General features: G+C 72.2%; 15 protein-coding genes and 1 pseudogene. 6 read left to right on the plus strand and 10 right to left on the minus strand.

Annotated features, from left to right (window positions below):
• Positions 1–20: 20 nt before the first annotated feature.
• From ACLBWX_RS02945 to ACLBWX_RS02965, 5 genes are all read right to left on the minus strand, one after another.
• Positions 21–416: an acyl-CoA thioesterase gene (locus ACLBWX_RS02945; protein ID WP_447675595.1), complete on the minus strand. Its 396-nt coding sequence runs from the start codon at positions 414–416 to the stop codon at positions 21–23.
• Positions 417–494: 78 nt separating this feature from the next.
• Entirely contained in the window at positions 495–623 is a 129-nt protein-coding gene (locus tag ACLBWX_RS02950) for a hypothetical protein (RefSeq protein ID WP_447675596.1), read from the minus strand.
• A 188-nt stretch (positions 624–811) separates the two neighbouring features.
• Positions 812–1,105, minus strand: a complete 294-nt coding sequence (locus ACLBWX_RS02955) for a hypothetical protein (RefSeq protein ID WP_447675597.1) — start codon at positions 1,103–1,105, stop codon at positions 812–814.
• Between the two features lie 149 nt (positions 1,106–1,254).
• Positions 1,255–1,440 carry a YegP family protein gene (locus ACLBWX_RS02960; protein ID WP_447675598.1) on the minus strand — a complete coding sequence of 62 codons (186 nt, stop codon included), beginning with the start codon at positions 1,438–1,440 and terminating at the stop codon, positions 1,255–1,257.
• Positions 1,441–1,600: 160 nt separating this feature from the next.
• Entirely contained in the window at positions 1,601–3,091 is a 1,491-nt protein-coding gene (locus tag ACLBWX_RS02965; RefSeq protein ID WP_447675599.1) for a DEAD/DEAH box helicase, read from the minus strand.
• Positions 3,092–3,515: 424 nt separating this feature from the next.
• Here ACLBWX_RS02965 and ACLBWX_RS02970 point away from each other — a divergent pair, with 424 nt between their 5' ends.
• Entirely contained in the window at positions 3,516–4,934 is a 1,419-nt protein-coding gene (locus tag ACLBWX_RS02970) for a lipopolysaccharide biosynthesis protein (protein ID WP_447675600.1), read from the plus strand.
• Positions 4,931–6,154 (plus strand): GNAT family N-acetyltransferase, encoded by a 1,224-nt coding sequence (locus ACLBWX_RS02975; RefSeq protein ID WP_447675601.1) that lies wholly within the window; start codon positions 4,931–4,933, stop codon positions 6,152–6,154. The genes ACLBWX_RS02970 and ACLBWX_RS02975 overlap by 4 nt, the downstream gene beginning before the upstream one ends.
• Positions 6,155–6,386: 232 nt before the next feature.
• Here the strand turns inward: ACLBWX_RS02975 and ACLBWX_RS02980 are convergent.
• From ACLBWX_RS02980 to ACLBWX_RS03000, 5 genes and pseudogenes are all read right to left on the minus strand, one after another.
• Positions 6,387–7,130, minus strand: a pseudogene (locus ACLBWX_RS02980) (prephenate dehydrogenase/arogenate dehydrogenase family protein); the annotation flags it as partial.
• A gap of 199 nt (positions 7,131–7,329) precedes the next feature.
• Positions 7,330–7,719: a tautomerase family protein gene (locus tag ACLBWX_RS02985; protein ID WP_447675602.1), complete on the minus strand. Its 390-nt coding sequence runs from the start codon at positions 7,717–7,719 to the stop codon at positions 7,330–7,332.
• Between the two features lie 38 nt (positions 7,720–7,757).
• Positions 7,758–8,111 carry a hypothetical protein gene (locus ACLBWX_RS02990; protein WP_447675603.1) on the minus strand — a complete coding sequence of 118 codons (354 nt, stop codon included), beginning with the start codon at positions 8,109–8,111 and terminating at the stop codon, positions 7,758–7,760.
• Positions 8,112–8,126: 15 nt separating this feature from the next.
• Positions 8,127–8,381 carry a hypothetical protein gene (locus ACLBWX_RS02995; protein WP_447675604.1) on the minus strand — a complete coding sequence of 85 codons (255 nt, stop codon included), beginning with the start codon at positions 8,379–8,381 and terminating at the stop codon, positions 8,127–8,129.
• Positions 8,382–8,515: 134 nt separating this feature from the next.
• Positions 8,516–8,800 (minus strand): hypothetical protein, encoded by a 285-nt coding sequence (locus ACLBWX_RS03000; RefSeq protein ID WP_447675605.1) that lies wholly within the window; start codon positions 8,798–8,800, stop codon positions 8,516–8,518.
• Positions 8,801–8,997: 197 nt separating this feature from the next.
• On the opposite strand from ACLBWX_RS03000, the gene sseA reads away from it, so the two are divergent.
• From sseA to ACLBWX_RS03020, 4 genes are all read left to right on the plus strand, one after another.
• The gene (sseA, locus tag ACLBWX_RS03005) at positions 8,998–9,846 is read left to right on the plus strand and encodes a 3-mercaptopyruvate sulfurtransferase (protein WP_447675606.1); all 849 of its coding nucleotides are present in this window, start codon (positions 8,998–9,000) and stop codon (positions 9,844–9,846) included.
• A gap of 9 nt (positions 9,847–9,855) precedes the next feature.
• Complete coding sequence (locus ACLBWX_RS03010) at positions 9,856–10,710, plus strand: urease accessory protein UreD (RefSeq protein ID WP_447675607.1); 855 nt, start codon at positions 9,856–9,858, stop codon at positions 10,708–10,710.
• A 221-nt stretch (positions 10,711–10,931) separates the two neighbouring features.
• The gene (gene atzF / locus ACLBWX_RS03015) at positions 10,932–12,737 is read left to right on the plus strand and encodes an allophanate hydrolase (RefSeq protein WP_447675608.1); all 1,806 of its coding nucleotides are present in this window, start codon (positions 10,932–10,934) and stop codon (positions 12,735–12,737) included.
• 116 nt (positions 12,738–12,853) lie between these two features.
• Positions 12,854–15,079: a glycosyltransferase family 2 protein gene (locus ACLBWX_RS03020; RefSeq protein ID WP_447675609.1), complete on the plus strand. Its 2,226-nt coding sequence runs from the start codon at positions 12,854–12,856 to the stop codon at positions 15,077–15,079.
• Positions 15,080–15,091 lie beyond the last annotated feature (12 nt).

Here is a 15,091-nt window from a genome sequence, read left to right on the forward strand (position 1 = left end):
CCCGCCGGGCGCCGGGACGCTCAGAGCGGCGCGATGGCGCGGGGTCGTCCCTCGTCGTCGATCGCCACGAAGGTGAAGGTCGCCTCGGTCACCTGCTCGCGCAACTGGGTGCGGAAGCGCCTCGCCCAGGCCTCGACCTCGATCTTCATCGAACTGCGTCCGACCTTGTCGATCCGGGTGTAGACGCAGAGCACGTCGCCGACGCGGACCGGACGGATGAAGGTCATGGCATCGACCGCGACGGTGACCGCCCGCCCCTGCGAGCGTTCGACCGCCGCGATTCCCCCGGCCTGGTCCATCTGCGACATCACCCAGCCGCCGAAGATGTCGCCGTTGGCGTTGGTGTCGGCCGGCATCGCGATGGTGCGCACCGTCAGTTCGCCGCTCGGGCGCCGTGCCTCGTCCGTCTCCGCCATGATCCCGCTCACGTTCCGTCCCCCATCGATTCCACATTAGGACGATACCGGGCGCGTTGCCGAGGTATCGCCGCGTCGTCAGGGCATCACGCCCACATAGCTGAGGGCGCCGGCGAGGATCACCGCGAAGGCGGACAGGAAGACCTCGAGGGGAATCGATTCCCAAAGCGCGGGCGGCGGCGCGTGGCGGGCTGCAAGAGCCTTCATGACGTGTCCTCCGAAGCGGACCGATCTGGCGCCGGCCGTCTCGCTCCTTGCAACTTATCGCATGGTGCCAGGGCTTCCCAGCCATCCGACAGAAATTTAGTGCCATGAACGCGAACGGCCCGGCCCTCGTCGCGACGAGGACCGGGCCGGGAGCGATGGCGCGTCCGTGGACGGACGCCGCCGAGATCTCAGTAGTAGAACCGACGCGGGCCGTAATAGCGGCGGCCGTAGAAGGGGCGCGGACCGTAGAACCGGCGCGGACCATAGTAGCGGCGGCCGTAGAAGGGGCGCGGGCCGTAGAACCGACGCGGGCCATAGTAGCGGCGGCGGTAGCCATAGTATTGGACCGTCTGCACGGCGGCCGGAGCAGCCTCGCTCTGAAGGGCAAGGGCGGGGCCGATGGGGGCGGCCGAAGCGCCCTGCGGCGCCGTGGCGGCGAAGCCTAGGGCCAGCAGCGCGGCCAGCACGAGTTTCCTCAGCACGTTCTCAACTCCCTGAATTCTGTCGAGTCTCGACACACCGGTATCCCTCGTCGCGAGGCCCGGATGCAGCAAACGCGCGAGGGCCGAAAGCGTTTCCCCGATCACGGCCAAGGTTGCGCGCATGGTCAACGAAGCCCTGCCCCGCCGTGTCAGGCGATCTTCAGGGTCATGTCGACGGTCGGCGCCGTGGCGCTGCCCTTCACGAGGGCGATGCCGTGCTCGCAATCCTCGCGGCGGACATAGGCCTCGGCGGAATCGGCGACGACGTTTCCGTTCTGGGACCGGAGGCGCCAGCGCCAGCCGCCGGCGGAATCCCGGAAGAGTTCAAACCGCATCGCCCTCGCCTCCGAAGCTGCCGGACCAGCCGTCCGCACCGCCTTGAGATGGCCCCGCGCGCCGGCTTGGCAATGCCCCGGCGCCGTCGCGGGGAGCCGGACACGAAAACGCCGCCCCGGGAACCCGGGACGGCGCGACATTCAGCGGAAGCGGCTGGGATCAGGAGCGCGGGCCGCGATCGAGCCAGCCGATGGCGCGACCCTCGCCGCTGCCCTGCGGACGCGGGCCGCGGGAACGCTGCTCGCTGCGGGGCTCGGCGCGGATCTCGCCCTGGCCGCCGGCGGGACGGCGGTCGCCGCGACCTTCCTGGGGACGGGCGGCGCCGTCGGGACGGCTCGGGCGACCGGAGCCGCGATTCTCACTGCCGCGACCCTCGAAGCCGCGGCCCTGGCCGGGACGGCCGCCGGGGCGGCTGCTCGGACGCTGGCCCTGGCGCTGGCCGGGCCGCTGGCCGTTCGGCGCCGGACGGCGCTCCTCGGCCTGGGCGTTGTCCGCCGCCTCCTGGCGGGAGGGCGGGCTGAAGCCCTCGGGGAAGCCCGCCACGGGGATCTTCTGGCGCGTGGTGCGCTCGATGTCCCGCAGGTAGGCCTTCTCCTCGTCGTTGCAGAACGAGATCGCGAGCCCGTTCGCGCCGGCGCGCGCGGTGCGGCCGATGCGGTGGACGTAGCTCTCCGGCACGTTCGGCAGGTCGTAGTTGATGACGTGGCTCACGGCCTCGACGTCGATGCCGCGGGCGGCGATGTCGGTGGCGACGAGCACGCGGCAGGAGCCGTCCTTGAAGGCGGCCAGCGCCCGCTCGCGCTGCGGCTGGGACTTGTTGCCGTGGATGGCCGAGGCGTTGATCGAGACCTTCTCCAGGCCGCGGACGACGCGGTCGGCGCCGTGCTTGGTCCGGGTGAAGACGAGGACGCGCTCGATCGCCGGATCGCGCAGGATGTGGTTCAGGAGGGCCTGCTTCGCGCCGGTATGGGCGAAGATGACCTCCTGCGTCACGCGCTCGGCGGTGGTGGCCACCGGGGTCACGGCGACCTGGACGGGATCGCGCAGATACTGGTCGGCGAGGCTGGCGATGTTCTTCGGCATGGTGGCCGAGAAGAACAGGCTCTGGCGCTCACGGGGCAGCATCTTCACGATGCGCTTCAGGGCATGGATGAAGCCGAGGTCGAGCATCTGGTCGGCCTCGTCGAGGACGAGGATCTCGACGGCCTCGAGGGTCAGCGAGCGGCGCTCGATGAGGTCCATCAGGCGGCCGGGGGTCGCGACCAGGATGTCGACGCCGTTGGCCAGCGCCTTCTCCTGGCGGGAGATGGTGACGCCGCCGAACACCACCGTGTTGGTGAAGGACAGGTGTTTTCCGTAATCCGAGAAGCTCTCGGCGATCTGGTTGGCGAGCTCGCGGGTGGGCGAGAGCACCAGCACGCGGCAGCCGCGGCGGATCGGCCGGCGCGGGTTCTCGGCGAGGCGATGCAGGATCGGCAGCGCGAAGGCCGCCGTCTTGCCGGTGCCCGTCTGGGCGATGCCGCAGAGGTCGCGGCCCTGCATGGCGGGGGCGATGGCCTGGGCCTGGATCGGGGTCGGGCTCTTGTAGCCGGCCTCTTCCAGGGCGCGCAGCACGGGCTGGGCGAGGCCGAAATCGGTGAACTGGGTCAAGGAATAACTTTCAGGCAGCGGGACCGCGCCGGACGCCCTCGTGGCGAGGGAAATCGTCGAGAAGTTGGTCGGTCCGTTGAGCTGGAGCCGCCCGCGTGCCGGGGCAGTCCGGGTGCATGCACGTTGAAGAGAGGGGCTCAGGTCGCGCGGGGCCCGCAGAAGCGATCCGGCAATCCGTCACGCAGCCCTCTCAAGCGGAACCATGACGGCCGCTGACGCTGCACCTGCGATATGCGCTTTCGCGCCTGCGAAGTCAATGGCTGCGGTCGGGGCTGCGGTCGGGGGCTGCGGTCGGGGCATGCGCGCAGCGCGGGTCGTCGTCGCCGAGACGCGGAGGGGGCTTCGCGAATGGATTGACGCCGCGGCGACACTGGCGTGTTACGTCGTGCCGGGAGCCGGGCCGCCCGGCGCTTCACGAGTCGGGATGATCGCGCGCCACACCTTCACCTATGTCGGCTCGCGGGGCGTCGCCGCCGGCCTGAACATGGGCGCCCTCGCGGTGTTCACCCGGCTCGCGCCCACGGACGTGTTCGGGCTCTACCTGCTCATCCTGTCCTGGGCGCTGGTGCTCTACAGCGCCACCTGCCAGTGGCCGAAATTCTCGTTCTTCGCTCTCTACGCCGAGGACCGGGCGATCCTGCAGGTCGGAACCGTGGTGCGCCTCCTCGGCGCCATGGTGGCCCTGGCGGCGTTGATCGCGGCCGGCGCGGCCGCCCTCGGGCTCCTCGAGCCGCTGGCGGCGTTCGCCATCTTCATCGCCGTCTTCGGCATGATGGCCTTCGAGGGAGCCGCCGAAATCGCACGGACGCGGCTGGAGGTCGGCGCGGTCGCCCTGTCGGTGGTGCTGCGCGCCAGCCTGGTCCTGGCTCTCGGCAGCACCGCCCTCCTCCTCGGCGGCGGTGCGATACCGCTGCTGTTGGCCACCGCGGGCGCCAACGTCGTCGCGGCCCTGCCCACGCTCCACGTCATCCGCGGCCTGCTGCGGGGCGGCGGCAGCTGGGCCGAGGCGCGCGGCCTCCTCGCCTATGGCTGGCCCCTCGTTCTGTCCTTCGGGGCCGCCGCCCTGGCGCAGACCGCCGACCGCCTCGTCATCGGCGCCAGCATCGGCGTCTCGGAACTCGGCGCCTACGGCGCCTTCGCCGACTTCCTGCGCCAGAGCTTCGTGGTCTTCGGCGACAGCGTCGCCCTGGCGCTGATCTCGATCGCCAAGCGGGATGCCCGCGACGGCGGCATCGCGGCGGCCCGCCCGGTGCTGGAGGATGCCATCCGTCTCCTCACGGTGATCGCGGCCTTCGGCGCGGTGTTCTTCCTGGCCTTCGACGGCATCCTGGTGACCCTGCTGCTCGGGCCGGACTACCGCGAGACCGCCCTGCGGGTGGCGCCGCTGCTGGTGGCGGCCAGCATCCTGCAGATGTTCCGGTCGTACTACTTCGGACAGGTCATCTACTTCACCCAGAAGAGCCACCTCGACGCGGTCGCCTCGGTGACGCTCCTCGTGGCGATCGGCGGCCTCTCGGCCGTGCTCATTCCCCGCTACGGCGTCGAGGGCGCGGCCATCGCCATGGCGACCGGCCAGGGCCTGGCCTGCCTGGTCTTCGTCCTCGGTTCCCGGGAACGCTTCCGCATGCCGGTCCCCCTGCGCGACCTCGCCGTGATCGCAGGCCTGGCCCTGACCTGCGCCGCCGCGATCGCCGGGCTCGACCGGCTTCCCCTCGATCCGGGCCTCACCCTCGGCCTGCGCCTCGCCTGCCTCGCCGCGGTCTCGGCCGGCACGGCCTGGGCGTTCAACATCCTCGGTGTCGCCGACCTCGCGGTCCGCCGCTTCAAGCGGGCCGCCTCGTGACCGGAACCGCCGGGCGCAGCATCACGACGCCCGACGGCCTCGTCGTCGCCCTGCGCCCCCTGCAGGCCGACGCCCCCTGGATCACAGCCTGGCACGATCTCGGCCGCCGGCCCTTCATCGACAACCTGTTCTATGATGCCGACTTCGCGCTGCCGGCCGCCGACGCCTTCGGCCGGGACCTGCAGGTCGCCCTGGTCGGCGACCGCCTCCCGGAGGAGCCGGGCCTGCGCCTCCTCGGCGTCTGGCCGGTCCAGGTGAGCCGTTGGCGCTGGGGCCTGCCCCTCCTGCTGACGATGGGCTGGATGCACGATTTCGGCATCTTCGGCGCGCCGCTCCTCGACGGGGCCGAGCCGGCGCGCACCCTCGACGCGCTGCTCGTCGGCCTGCGCCGCCTCGTCGGTCCGCGCCTGATGCTGACCCATGTGCCGACCGCCGGCCCCTTCGCCGAGCTGCTGTCGGACTGGCTCGACCGCCACGCCCTGCGCCACGCTCGCTTCTGGGCGCACGAGCGTGCCTTTCTCGACCTGACGGTCCGGGACGCGGACGGGCGCGCGACCTATCTCGGGCACCTGTCCTCCCGCAAGCAGCGCAAGCTGCGCCAGGCCTGGGATCGCCTGAGCGCGGATGGACCCGTCACCTTCGAGACGATCCGCGATCCGGCGGCCCTGCCGGCGGCCATCGACGACTACATCGCCCTGGAGGGCGCCGGCTGGAAGGGCGCCCGCGGCACCGCCATCGCGGGCGACGCGATCCAGACCCGCATGATGCGGGGCTTCGCGACCCGCTTCGGCGCGCGCGGCGCCGTCCGCATCGACCGCCTGCGCCGGGATGCCCGCACCCTGGCCGCCGTCGTCAGCTTCACCACGCGCGGTCAGCTCTGGAGCCTGAAGATTTCCTACGATCCCGAGGTCGCCCGGCACTCGCCCGGCGCCCTGGCCTTCCAGCGCCTGACCCAGGCCATCGTCTCCGACCCGGCCCTGACGCGGGCGGATTCCTGCGCGCCGCCGCATTATCCGCTGCCCGAGACCTTCTGGACGGAGCGCCTGGCCCTCGCCCATATCCTCGTCGAGACGCCGGGCGGCGACCGGCTGTTCCCCCTCGCGGCCCGCCTCGAAGGCTGGCGAGCCGAGGCTAGTCTGCGCCTCAAGGCCTGGCGCGACCGCCTGCGAGCCCGCCTCTCGGGCAAGGGCGCGGAGCGGGTCGGCGCCCCGGACGCCTGACGGCGCCCCACCCGCCTCAGGCCGCCCGCGTCGCCGAACTGTTCTCTTCCTCCGACAATTCCCGCTCTGACAATTCCCGCTCCGACAATTCCCGCTCCGACAATTCCCGCTCCGACAATTCCCGCTCCGACAATTCCCGCTCCGACAAATTCCGCTCCGACAATTCCCGCTCCGACAAATTCCGCTCCGACAATTCCCGCTCCGACAAATTCCGCTCCGACAAATTCCGCTTCGACAAGTCCCGGGCGAGCCGGGCCGCCTCGGTGACGAAGCGGCGGCGAACCGAGCCCGCATAGGGATTGGATCGCTCGATGGCGTCGAAGACCTCCGGCGCGTCGTGGCGCACCATCTCCACCGCCTGCATGAGGAGGTCGAAGCTGCGGGTGGTCATGCGCGTCGGCAGCGGCTCCATCCGCACCATCACCTTTGCGATGAGGTGCGTCAGGCCCTGGACCGCGGCCGCTTCCCGGTCATGGGCCTCCGGCGTCGTCAGGATGACGTCGAGGCCGAGCCATCGGCGCAGGAAGGCGGCGACGTCGCGGGTCCGGCCGCCGCGGACCTCGCAGAGCGCGATCTTCAGGCCCCGGATCCCATCACGGGCGCTCTGCGGTCCGAACAGCGGGTGGGTCGCGACGATGGCGACGTGTTCCGGCAGGCCGCCGCGCATCGCCTCCGCGGCGACCGCCTTCACCGAGCCGACATCGAGGACGAGGGCGCCCGGGCGGAGATGCGGACCGATCTCCGCGACGAGGCCGGACATCGCCGGGACGGGCACCGCCAGGATCACGACCGGGCAGCCGGCCGCGGCGCGCAGGGAGCCCGCGACCACGCCGGCTTCCACGTCCGGCGGCATCGCCGGATCATAGGCGTGAACGGTGAAGAACGGTGCGAGATGGCGGGCCACGAGGCGGCCGAAGGCGCCGTAGCCGATCAGGCCGAGGCAGGGACGGGAATTCACACAGGGATGGGACGGCACGGACGTGACCTCGGTGAAAGCCGGGCCGTCGACGTATGGTCCTGGAAGGAGATCAACCGCCGACGACGCAGCGGTTGAGACATGACGAGCCCCGTGCCGCTAAGGATGCGGCGCCGGATACGAGGCGGGGCGAAGGTCGGTCGTCATGGTGGCGCCTGTCTAGGGGCGCAGCGGGCGCGGCGTCAATGCGGATGGCCCGTCAGGCCGGCGCGTACTGCATCTCGCCGTTGCCGAAGGACCAGTTCTCCTTCACCACCTCGACGAGATTGACGAAGACGTCCTCGCGCCGGATGCCCGCCTTCTCGGAGATGCCGTCGGCGATCTGCCGGTAGAGGGCGCGCTTGACCTCTACCGAGCGCCCCGCGTTCCAGGTGATCTGAATGATCACGAGGTCGTCCGTGTGGGTCACGCCGAGGTAGCCCGCCTCCGGCGCGACGATCTCCCCCGCCTCGTGGTGCGTGACGATCTGAAACTTGTCGTTCTCGGGGACGTTCGCCACGGCCCGCATCGCGGCATACACGACGTCGCCCACGATCCGGGCACGGTCCTGCGGTGCCGAGCGGTTCAGGTCTATGCGAACGAGGGGCATCGCGGTCTCCAGGCTGGTGTGCGGCGGCCCATCCGGTCTCACCAGCCGAAGCGGGCGATCTCGCCGAGGCGCGCCTGCACGGCGGCCTCGTCGCGGCCGTGGGCGGCGGCGCGCTGCGAGAGGGAATAGCACGTCGGGCAGAAGCCGACCTGCATCAGCGGAATGCCGTCGGCCCGAGCCCGCGACACCGAGCCGATCAGGCAGGCGATCACCGAGTCGCCCGCCGGGAGGCCGATGCAGTCGGCCCGCGGGCTGCCGAAGACCGGCCGGTTCGGCCAGGCGAGCGACACCGTGGTGCCGCCACGCCGGTCCGGCGCCGGGGGCACCGTGTAGCTGCGCACGAACAGGGCCGCGAAGAGCAGGACGAGGCCGGGGAGGATGAGGGCGCGCACGGCGTGATCGTTCCGTCAGGCCGGCTCGTCGAACCGGCTCCAGCGGAACACCTCCGTGCCGGCGCCGTCGATGACCCGCACGGCCTCGGCCGGGGCGCCGCTGCGCTGCGGCGCCCGCGCCCGCGCGAACAGGGTCAGGGCGCGCTCCCTGGCCGCCTCCACGGTGTAGGTGCGCACGGAGATGCGCTGGCGCACCGGGTCCTCGCCGCGCGCGCCGGCCTCGTCCTCGGAGGCCAGGACTTCGATGTGGTAGGTCTCGCGCGGGTTCACGACGGCTCCATCACGCTGGCTCGGCACGCCCTTCCATAGCCGCAGGCGGCGCGCCTTGGCACCACGTCACGCGGGGTTGCGACGAAAAAGGCCGGGCATCGCGGCCCGGCCTCATGACTTGCGCGTACCGTGCCTCAGCGTGACGAGGCGCCGGAATGCGTCGCGTTCGGTGCGGCGGTCGTCCCGGGCGCGATGGCGCGGCCCGCGCTCGGCAGGGGGGCGGCGTTCGGGTTGCGCACGGCGCCGGCTCCCGGGGCCGTTCCGGTGGTGGCGGGCGAGCCCGAGGGGCCGCTGCCGATGCTGCTGCCGGCGCCGTTGATTGTGCCGGCGCCGGCCCCCGTCACGGAGGATTGGGCCTGGGCGGCGCCGGCCAGGGCGAGGCCGAGGGTGCTGGCGAGGATGAGGGTCGGAATACGCATGGCGCCGGTCTCCTGACGGAAAGGGATTGCGAACGGTCGTCTCCGGTGTCCAACGCGGCTCGGGAAGGGCCGGTTCAGATCGCAATCCCGCCCGGGCAGGGTGCAAGGCGCGGCGGGATGTGGTTTGGTGGCCGCACCGCACCGCCCGAACGCGACTCCCGGCCGGACGATCTCCGGCCCATCGAACAGAGAAATCCATGGCGACGACGCCCTTTGTCACGGCCGAATGGCTCCACGCTCGCCTCGGCGCGCCCGATATCGTGATCCTCGACGGGTCCTGGTACCTGCCGGCCCAGGGCCGCGACGCCCGGGCCGAATATCTCGGCGGGCACATCCCCGGCGCGATCCGGTTCGACATCGACACGATGAGCGACGAGACCTCGCCCCTCCCCCACATGCTGCCGCGCCCGGAGGTCTTCGCCTCCCGCATGCGGGCGCTGGGCGTCGGCGACGGGGCGCACATCGTGGTCTATGACGGCATGGGCCTGTTCTCGGCGCCGCGGGTGCGCTGGATGCTCAAGACCTACGGCGTTCGCGACGTCGAGATTCTGGAGGGTGGGCTCCCGGCCTGGGTCGCTGCCGGCTATCCCGTCGAGGAGGGCGAGGGACGCCCGCGCGCGCGCCGTCACTTCACCGCCCGCCTCGACCATGGCGCGGTGGCCGATGCCGGCGACGTCGCCCGTGCCCTCGAATCGGGCAATGCCCAGGTCGTCGATGCCCGCTCCGGGGCGCGCTTCCGCGGCGAGGAGGCGGAGCCCCGCCCCGGTGTCCGGCCCGGCCACATGCCGGGTGCCCGCAACGTGCACTACGCCGCGCTCCAGAGCCAGGGCCGCCTGAAGGACAAGGCGGCCTTGCGCGCGGCCTTCGCCGAGAACGGCGTCGACGTGAGCCGGCCCGTGGTCACCACCTGCGGCTCGGGCGTCACCGCCGCCATCGTCGGGCTGGCGCTGGAGACCCTGGGGCGGCCGCCCCGCGCGCTCTACGACGGCTCCTGGTCCGAATGGGGTTCCGACCCCGAGCGCCCGGTCGCCACCGGCCCGGCCTGACGCGCGGCCTTGCCGAACCCCGACCTTCCGGCGCTCCCCGTCGCCGCGCCGGAGCGCCAGCGCTCCCAGGGGCGGATCCACCTGCGCGTCGCCTGCGCGGACGGGCACGACACCCGCATCCTCGACATCGCCGAGGGCGGTCCGTTGCGCCTGCGCCTTCCGCGCCGTCCGAAGGGCCCCTGCGAGGCGGTGCTGCTCAACACCGCCGGCGGAATCGCCTGCGGCGACGCCTTCCACGTCACGGCCGATGTCGGCGCGGGCGCCGACCTCACCCTGACCACCACGGCGGCCGAGAAGGTCTACCGCTCGGACGGCCCGGTGAGCCGCGTCGCCACCGCGGTGACCGTCGGGGCCGGGGGCCGCCTCGCGCACCTGCCGCAGGAGACGATCCTGTTCGACCGGGCCGCCCTTTCCCGCCGGTTCGAGGCGGATCTGGCTCCGGGTGCCCATCTCCTCGCCTTCGAGGCGATCACCTTCGGGCGAACCGCCCGCAACGAGCCGATGACGCAGGGCCACCTCAGCGACACCTGGCGCATCCGCCGCGACGGACGCCTGGCCTACGCCGACACCCTGCGCCTCGACGGCGCCCTGTCGGACCAGCTCGCCCGCGCGGCGATCGGCAACGGCGCCCGCGCGATGGCGACGATGCTCGACGTCTCGCCCGAGGCGGAGGGGCGGCTGGAGGAAGTCCGGGCCATCCTCGACGCGATCGGCGCGGAGGGCGTCGCCGCCGCCGCCAGCGCCTGGAACGGCCACCTCGTCCTGCGCCTCCTCGGTCGCGATCCGGATGCCTTGCGGGCCGTCGCGCAGCGCGCCCTGATCGCCTATCGCGGACGGCCCCTGCCCCGCGTCTGGCAGACCTGAGGCTTCCGTTTCGGCAGAGTCCCCGGAGCGTCGGCCCGCAAGCCTGGCAAGGCGGCGGGATCGGGCACGGGGAGGACCGGGCGAGCGGTCATCCTGCGCGGCGTTCCCCGGCGGCACGGAGCATGCGAGCCCGGGGAGCTTCGCGCGAGGAGGCCGGGTCCGACCCGGCCGGACCCTGGGGCGACGGTGTGGCGTCGCGGCGATCGAGGAGACCTGAACCCATGCTGCCCACGATCCTGGACATCGCGAGCCTGCGCGCGGCCTTCGCCTCGGGCAGCCTCGATCCGGTCGGCCTCGCCGAGATCGTGGCCGAGCGGATGGAGACCTCGCCGGACCCGGCGATCTTCATCACGCCGGTCTCTCGGGCCGACCTCGTCGCATCGGCCCGCGCCCTGGTGGCGGCGCATCCGGAGCCGAACTCGCTGCCGCTCTGGGGCCTGCCCTTCGCCGTGAAGGACAATATCGACGTCGCGGGCCTGCCCACCACCGCCGCCTGCCCGGCCTTCGCCTACACGCCCGAGCGGGACGCCGAGGTGGTGGGGCGGCTGAAGGCGGCGGGCGCCCTGGTGACCGGCAAGACCAACCTCGACCAGTTCGCCACCGGCCTCAACGGCACCCGCTCGCCCTACGGCGCCCCGCGCAGCGTCTTCAACGCCGACTACGTCTCCGGCGGGTCGAGCTCCGGCTCGGCCGTGGCCGTCGCGGCCGGGCTCGCCTGCTTCAGCCTCGGCACCGACACCGCCGGCTCCGGCCGCGTGCCGGCGGCCTTCAACAACATCGTCGGGATCAAGCCGACGCCGGGGGCGCTGAGCACCATCGGCCTCGTCCCGGCCTGCCGCAGCCTCGACTGCATCACGGTCTTCGCCGCCACGGTCGGGGACGGCATCGCCGTGCGCCGGATCGCCGAGGGCTTCGACCCGGCCGATCCCTACTCGCGTCCGGCGGTCCCGCATCCCCTCCCGTCGGCGGGCCTGCGCTTTGGCGTGCTCGCGCCGGCCGAGCGCGAGTTCTACGGCGACACCGCGACGGCGGCCCTCTACGACGCCGCCATCGCCCGGCTCGAAGGCCTCGGCGGGGTCGCCGTGCCGTTCGATTACGCGCCCTTCCGCGCGATCGCCGCCCTCCTCTACGACGGCCCCTGGGTCGCCGAGCGGCTTGCGGCCATCGAGGCGTTCCATGCCGACCACGCCGCCGCGATGGACCCGAGCGTGCGCGCGATCACCGAATCGGCGCGCGGCTACAGCGCCGTCGACGCCTTCCGGGGCCGCTACGCGTTCGAGGCGTTGAAGCGCCGCACCGATACGATCCTGGCCGAGATCGACGTCCTGCTGCTGCCGACCTCCCCGACCACCTATGCGGTGGCCGAGATGGAGGCCGAACCCATCGTCCGGAACAGCCATTTCGGCCGCTACACCAATTTCGCCAACCTGCTCGGAATGGCCGCCATCGCGGTCCCGGCGGGATTCCGGCGGGACGGCCTGCCGGCGGGGGTGATGCTGGTCGGCCCCGGCTTCAGCGACGAGGCGCTCGCACCCTGGGCCGACGCCCTGCATCGCGCCCTCGGCGGCGGCATGGGCGTCGACCGGGCCCGCGCTTTGCCGGAGGCGAGCCGGGTGAGCCCCCTCGCCTCCGGGCGGATCCCCCTGGTGGTGGTCGGCGCCCATCTCACGGGCCTTGCCCTGAACCACCAGCTCCGAGAGCTCGGGGCGACCTTCCTGCGCACGACCCGGACGGCGTCCGACTACCGGCTCTATGCCCTGCCCGGCACGGTGCCGCCGAAGCCCGGCCTCGTGCGGGAGCCCGGGTTCGAGGGTCCGGGCCTGGAGGTCGAGGTCTGGAGCCTCGACCCGGCGGCCTTCGGGCGCTTCGCCGCCGCGATCCCCGCGCCCCTCGGGATCGGCAAGATCGCGCTCGTCGACGGCGAACCCGTCTCGGGTTTCCTCTGCGAGGCCCATGCCGTCGCGGGCGCGCCGGAGATCACCCGGCACGGGGGCTGGCGCGCCTACCTCGCCGCGGGCCCCGCCTGAGGCGGAGCCGCCTGCCCTTGCGAGGGCCGGCGGGCTTGCCCTAAACCCCGGGCGCGGCGGGTCCGGGGACCGGCCGGCTCGGCAGGCCCCGTGCCCGCATCGAAGAGGATCCGGGTTTGCCGCGCACCCTACGCTGTCGTCTCGACGCCTTCAGCCAGATCGAGGCGGACGGGACCCCGGACACGTGGCGCACGACCGGGTCCGATCCGCATTTCCGGCTGTGGCCGCCGGAGGGACGCAGGCGCCATCGCGGAGGCTGGGTCCGCCTGCGCGCCGACCTCACGGCCCTCGACCGCACGAAGCTCGTCCCGATCCTCTACGTCGACGACGGGAAGGGGTTTCGCGAGACGCTGACCATTCCCTTGGAGGCCGACGCCACCGGCATCGACAACCTCGTACACCTGCCCCGCCGGGTCCGTGGCCTGCGCCTCGACCCGATGAGCGGCGCGGGACGCTTCCGCCTCGGCGAGGTCTCGCTGACCTATCTCGGGCAAGTCGGCGCCGTGGCCGAGACCGCCCGCCGCCTCGTGCGCGCGCTGCCCGAGGCGGAACGCGCGCCCGGCCGGATCCTCGCGCGCATCCGCGCCGGCTGGCGCGCAAAGGGAGCCGCCGAACTGTGGCGGGACTTCCGTGCCAGCGCCCGTCCGCGCCCGGTCCCGGCCTCCTACACGGCCTGGATCGAGAAGGTGGAGACGCCCGGCCGGCTCGGCGTGCCGGCGATGCGCGCCGAGATCGAAGGCTTTCGCCTGCGCCCGCGCATCTCGATCGTCATGCCGGTCTACGATACCCCCCTTCGCTGGCTGAAGGCCGCCATCGCCTCGGTGCAGGCCCAGGCCTATTCCGATTGGGAACTCTGCCTCTGCGACGACAACTCGCCGGACCCGCAGATCTGGCCGCTGCTCCAGGCCTTCGCGGCGGATGATCCGCGGATCAAGCTCCACCGCCGCACCACGAACGGGCGCATCTCGGCCGCCTCGAACGACGCCATGGCGCTGGCGACCGGCCGCTACATGACCTTGATGGACCACGACGACGCGATTCCCGACAACGCGCTCTACGAGTTCGTCCGCGTCCTCAACGCCGACGCGACCGTCGACTTCATCTATTCCGACGAGGACAAGATCTCGATCGACGGGGTGCGCTACGATCCGTTCTTCAAGCCGGACTGGTCGCCCGAAGCCCTCGAAGCCTGCATGTACACGGCGCACCTGGCCCTCTACCGCATGGACATCGTGGCGCGGATCGGCGGCTTTCGCGACGCATGCAACGGCGCGCAGGATTACGACTTCGCCCTGCGCTACACCGAGCACGTCCGCAACGTCGTCCACGTGCCGAAGGTGCTCTATCACTGGCGCGCGATCCCGGGCTCCACCGCCCAGACCATGGACAACAAGGACTACGTCGTCGCCGCGGCGATCCGTGGCCTCGAGGACCGCGCCCGGCGCACCGGCGAACTCGACTTCGCCCGCCCCAGCCTCTTCAAGGGTTGCTTCGAGATGCGGCGCAAGCTGACCGAGCGCCCGCGCGTCTCCATCGTGATCCCCACTGCCGGGCGCGACAGCACCGTCGGCGGCCGCACGGTGGATCTCCTGGCCGCCTGCCTCGACAGCGTGGCCGCGCGCAGCACCTATTCCGACATCGAGTTCGTGGTGGTGGACAACGGCGACCTGCGCCCCGGCACGCAGGCGGCCCTGGCCCGCCACGGCGCCCGGCGCGTGACCTGGTCCGAGCCGGTCTTCAACGTGGCCGCCAAGATGAACCTCGGCGCGGCCGAAGCCAGCGGCGCGGTGCTGGTCTTCCTCAACGACGACATCGCCGTCATCACCCCCGACTGGATCGAGGCGATGCTGGCGCAGCTGCAGATCCCCGGCGTCGGCGCCGTCGGCCCCAAGCTCCTGTTCGAGACCGGCGAGATCCAGCATGCCGGCGTCTCGATCGTCGACGCCACTCCCGACCATGTCCGCCGCGGCTATCCCGGCGACGATCCAGGGCATTTCTTCTCGACGGTGGGCAGCCGGAACTACCTCGCGGTCACCGGCGCCTGCGTGATGGTGCGCCGGGCGGATTTCGACGCCATCGGCGGCTTCGATGCGGGCTTCGCGGTCAATTACAACGACGTCGACCTGTGTCTCCGGCTGCGCGAGCGCGGCCTGCGCAGCGTCTACTGCGCCCAGGCGAGCCTCTACCACTACGAGAGCCGCAACCGGGCCCGCACCGTCGACCCGGCCGAACACCAGCGCTTTCGCGATCGCTGGGCGGCGAAACTGCCGCGCGATCCCTTCTACGGCGAATGGTTCGAGGCCCTGCCCCCGACCTTCGAACTCGACCCGGCGCGCTTCTGAGCCTTCGCCGAC

The organism is Methylobacterium sp. M6A4_1b (genome assembly GCF_053345175.1).

Coding starts and splice junctions, on each gene's coding strand:
- ACLBWX_RS02960 (WP_447675598.1), bottom strand. CDS start 1,440: ATGCGGTTTGAACTCTTCCGGGATTCCGCCGGCGGCTGGCGCTGGCGC.
- ACLBWX_RS03000 (WP_447675605.1), bottom strand. CDS start 8,800: ATGCGTATTCCGACCCTCATCCTCGCCAGCACCCTCGGCCTCGCCCTG.
- ACLBWX_RS02945 (WP_447675595.1), bottom strand. CDS start 416: ATGGCGGAGACGGACGAGGCACGGCGCCCGAGCGGCGAACTGACGGTG.
- ACLBWX_RS02950 (WP_447675596.1), bottom strand. CDS start 623: ATGAAGGCTCTTGCAGCCCGCCACGCGCCGCCGCCCGCGCTTTGGGAA.
- sseA (WP_447675606.1), top strand. CDS start 8,998: ATGGCGACGACGCCCTTTGTCACGGCCGAATGGCTCCACGCTCGCCTC.
- ACLBWX_RS02985 (WP_447675602.1), bottom strand. CDS start 7,719: ATGCCCCTCGTTCGCATAGACCTGAACCGCTCGGCACCGCAGGACCGT.
- atzF (WP_447675608.1), top strand. CDS start 10,932: ATGCTGCCCACGATCCTGGACATCGCGAGCCTGCGCGCGGCCTTCGCC.
- ACLBWX_RS02970 (WP_447675600.1), top strand. CDS start 3,516: ATGATCGCGCGCCACACCTTCACCTATGTCGGCTCGCGGGGCGTCGCC.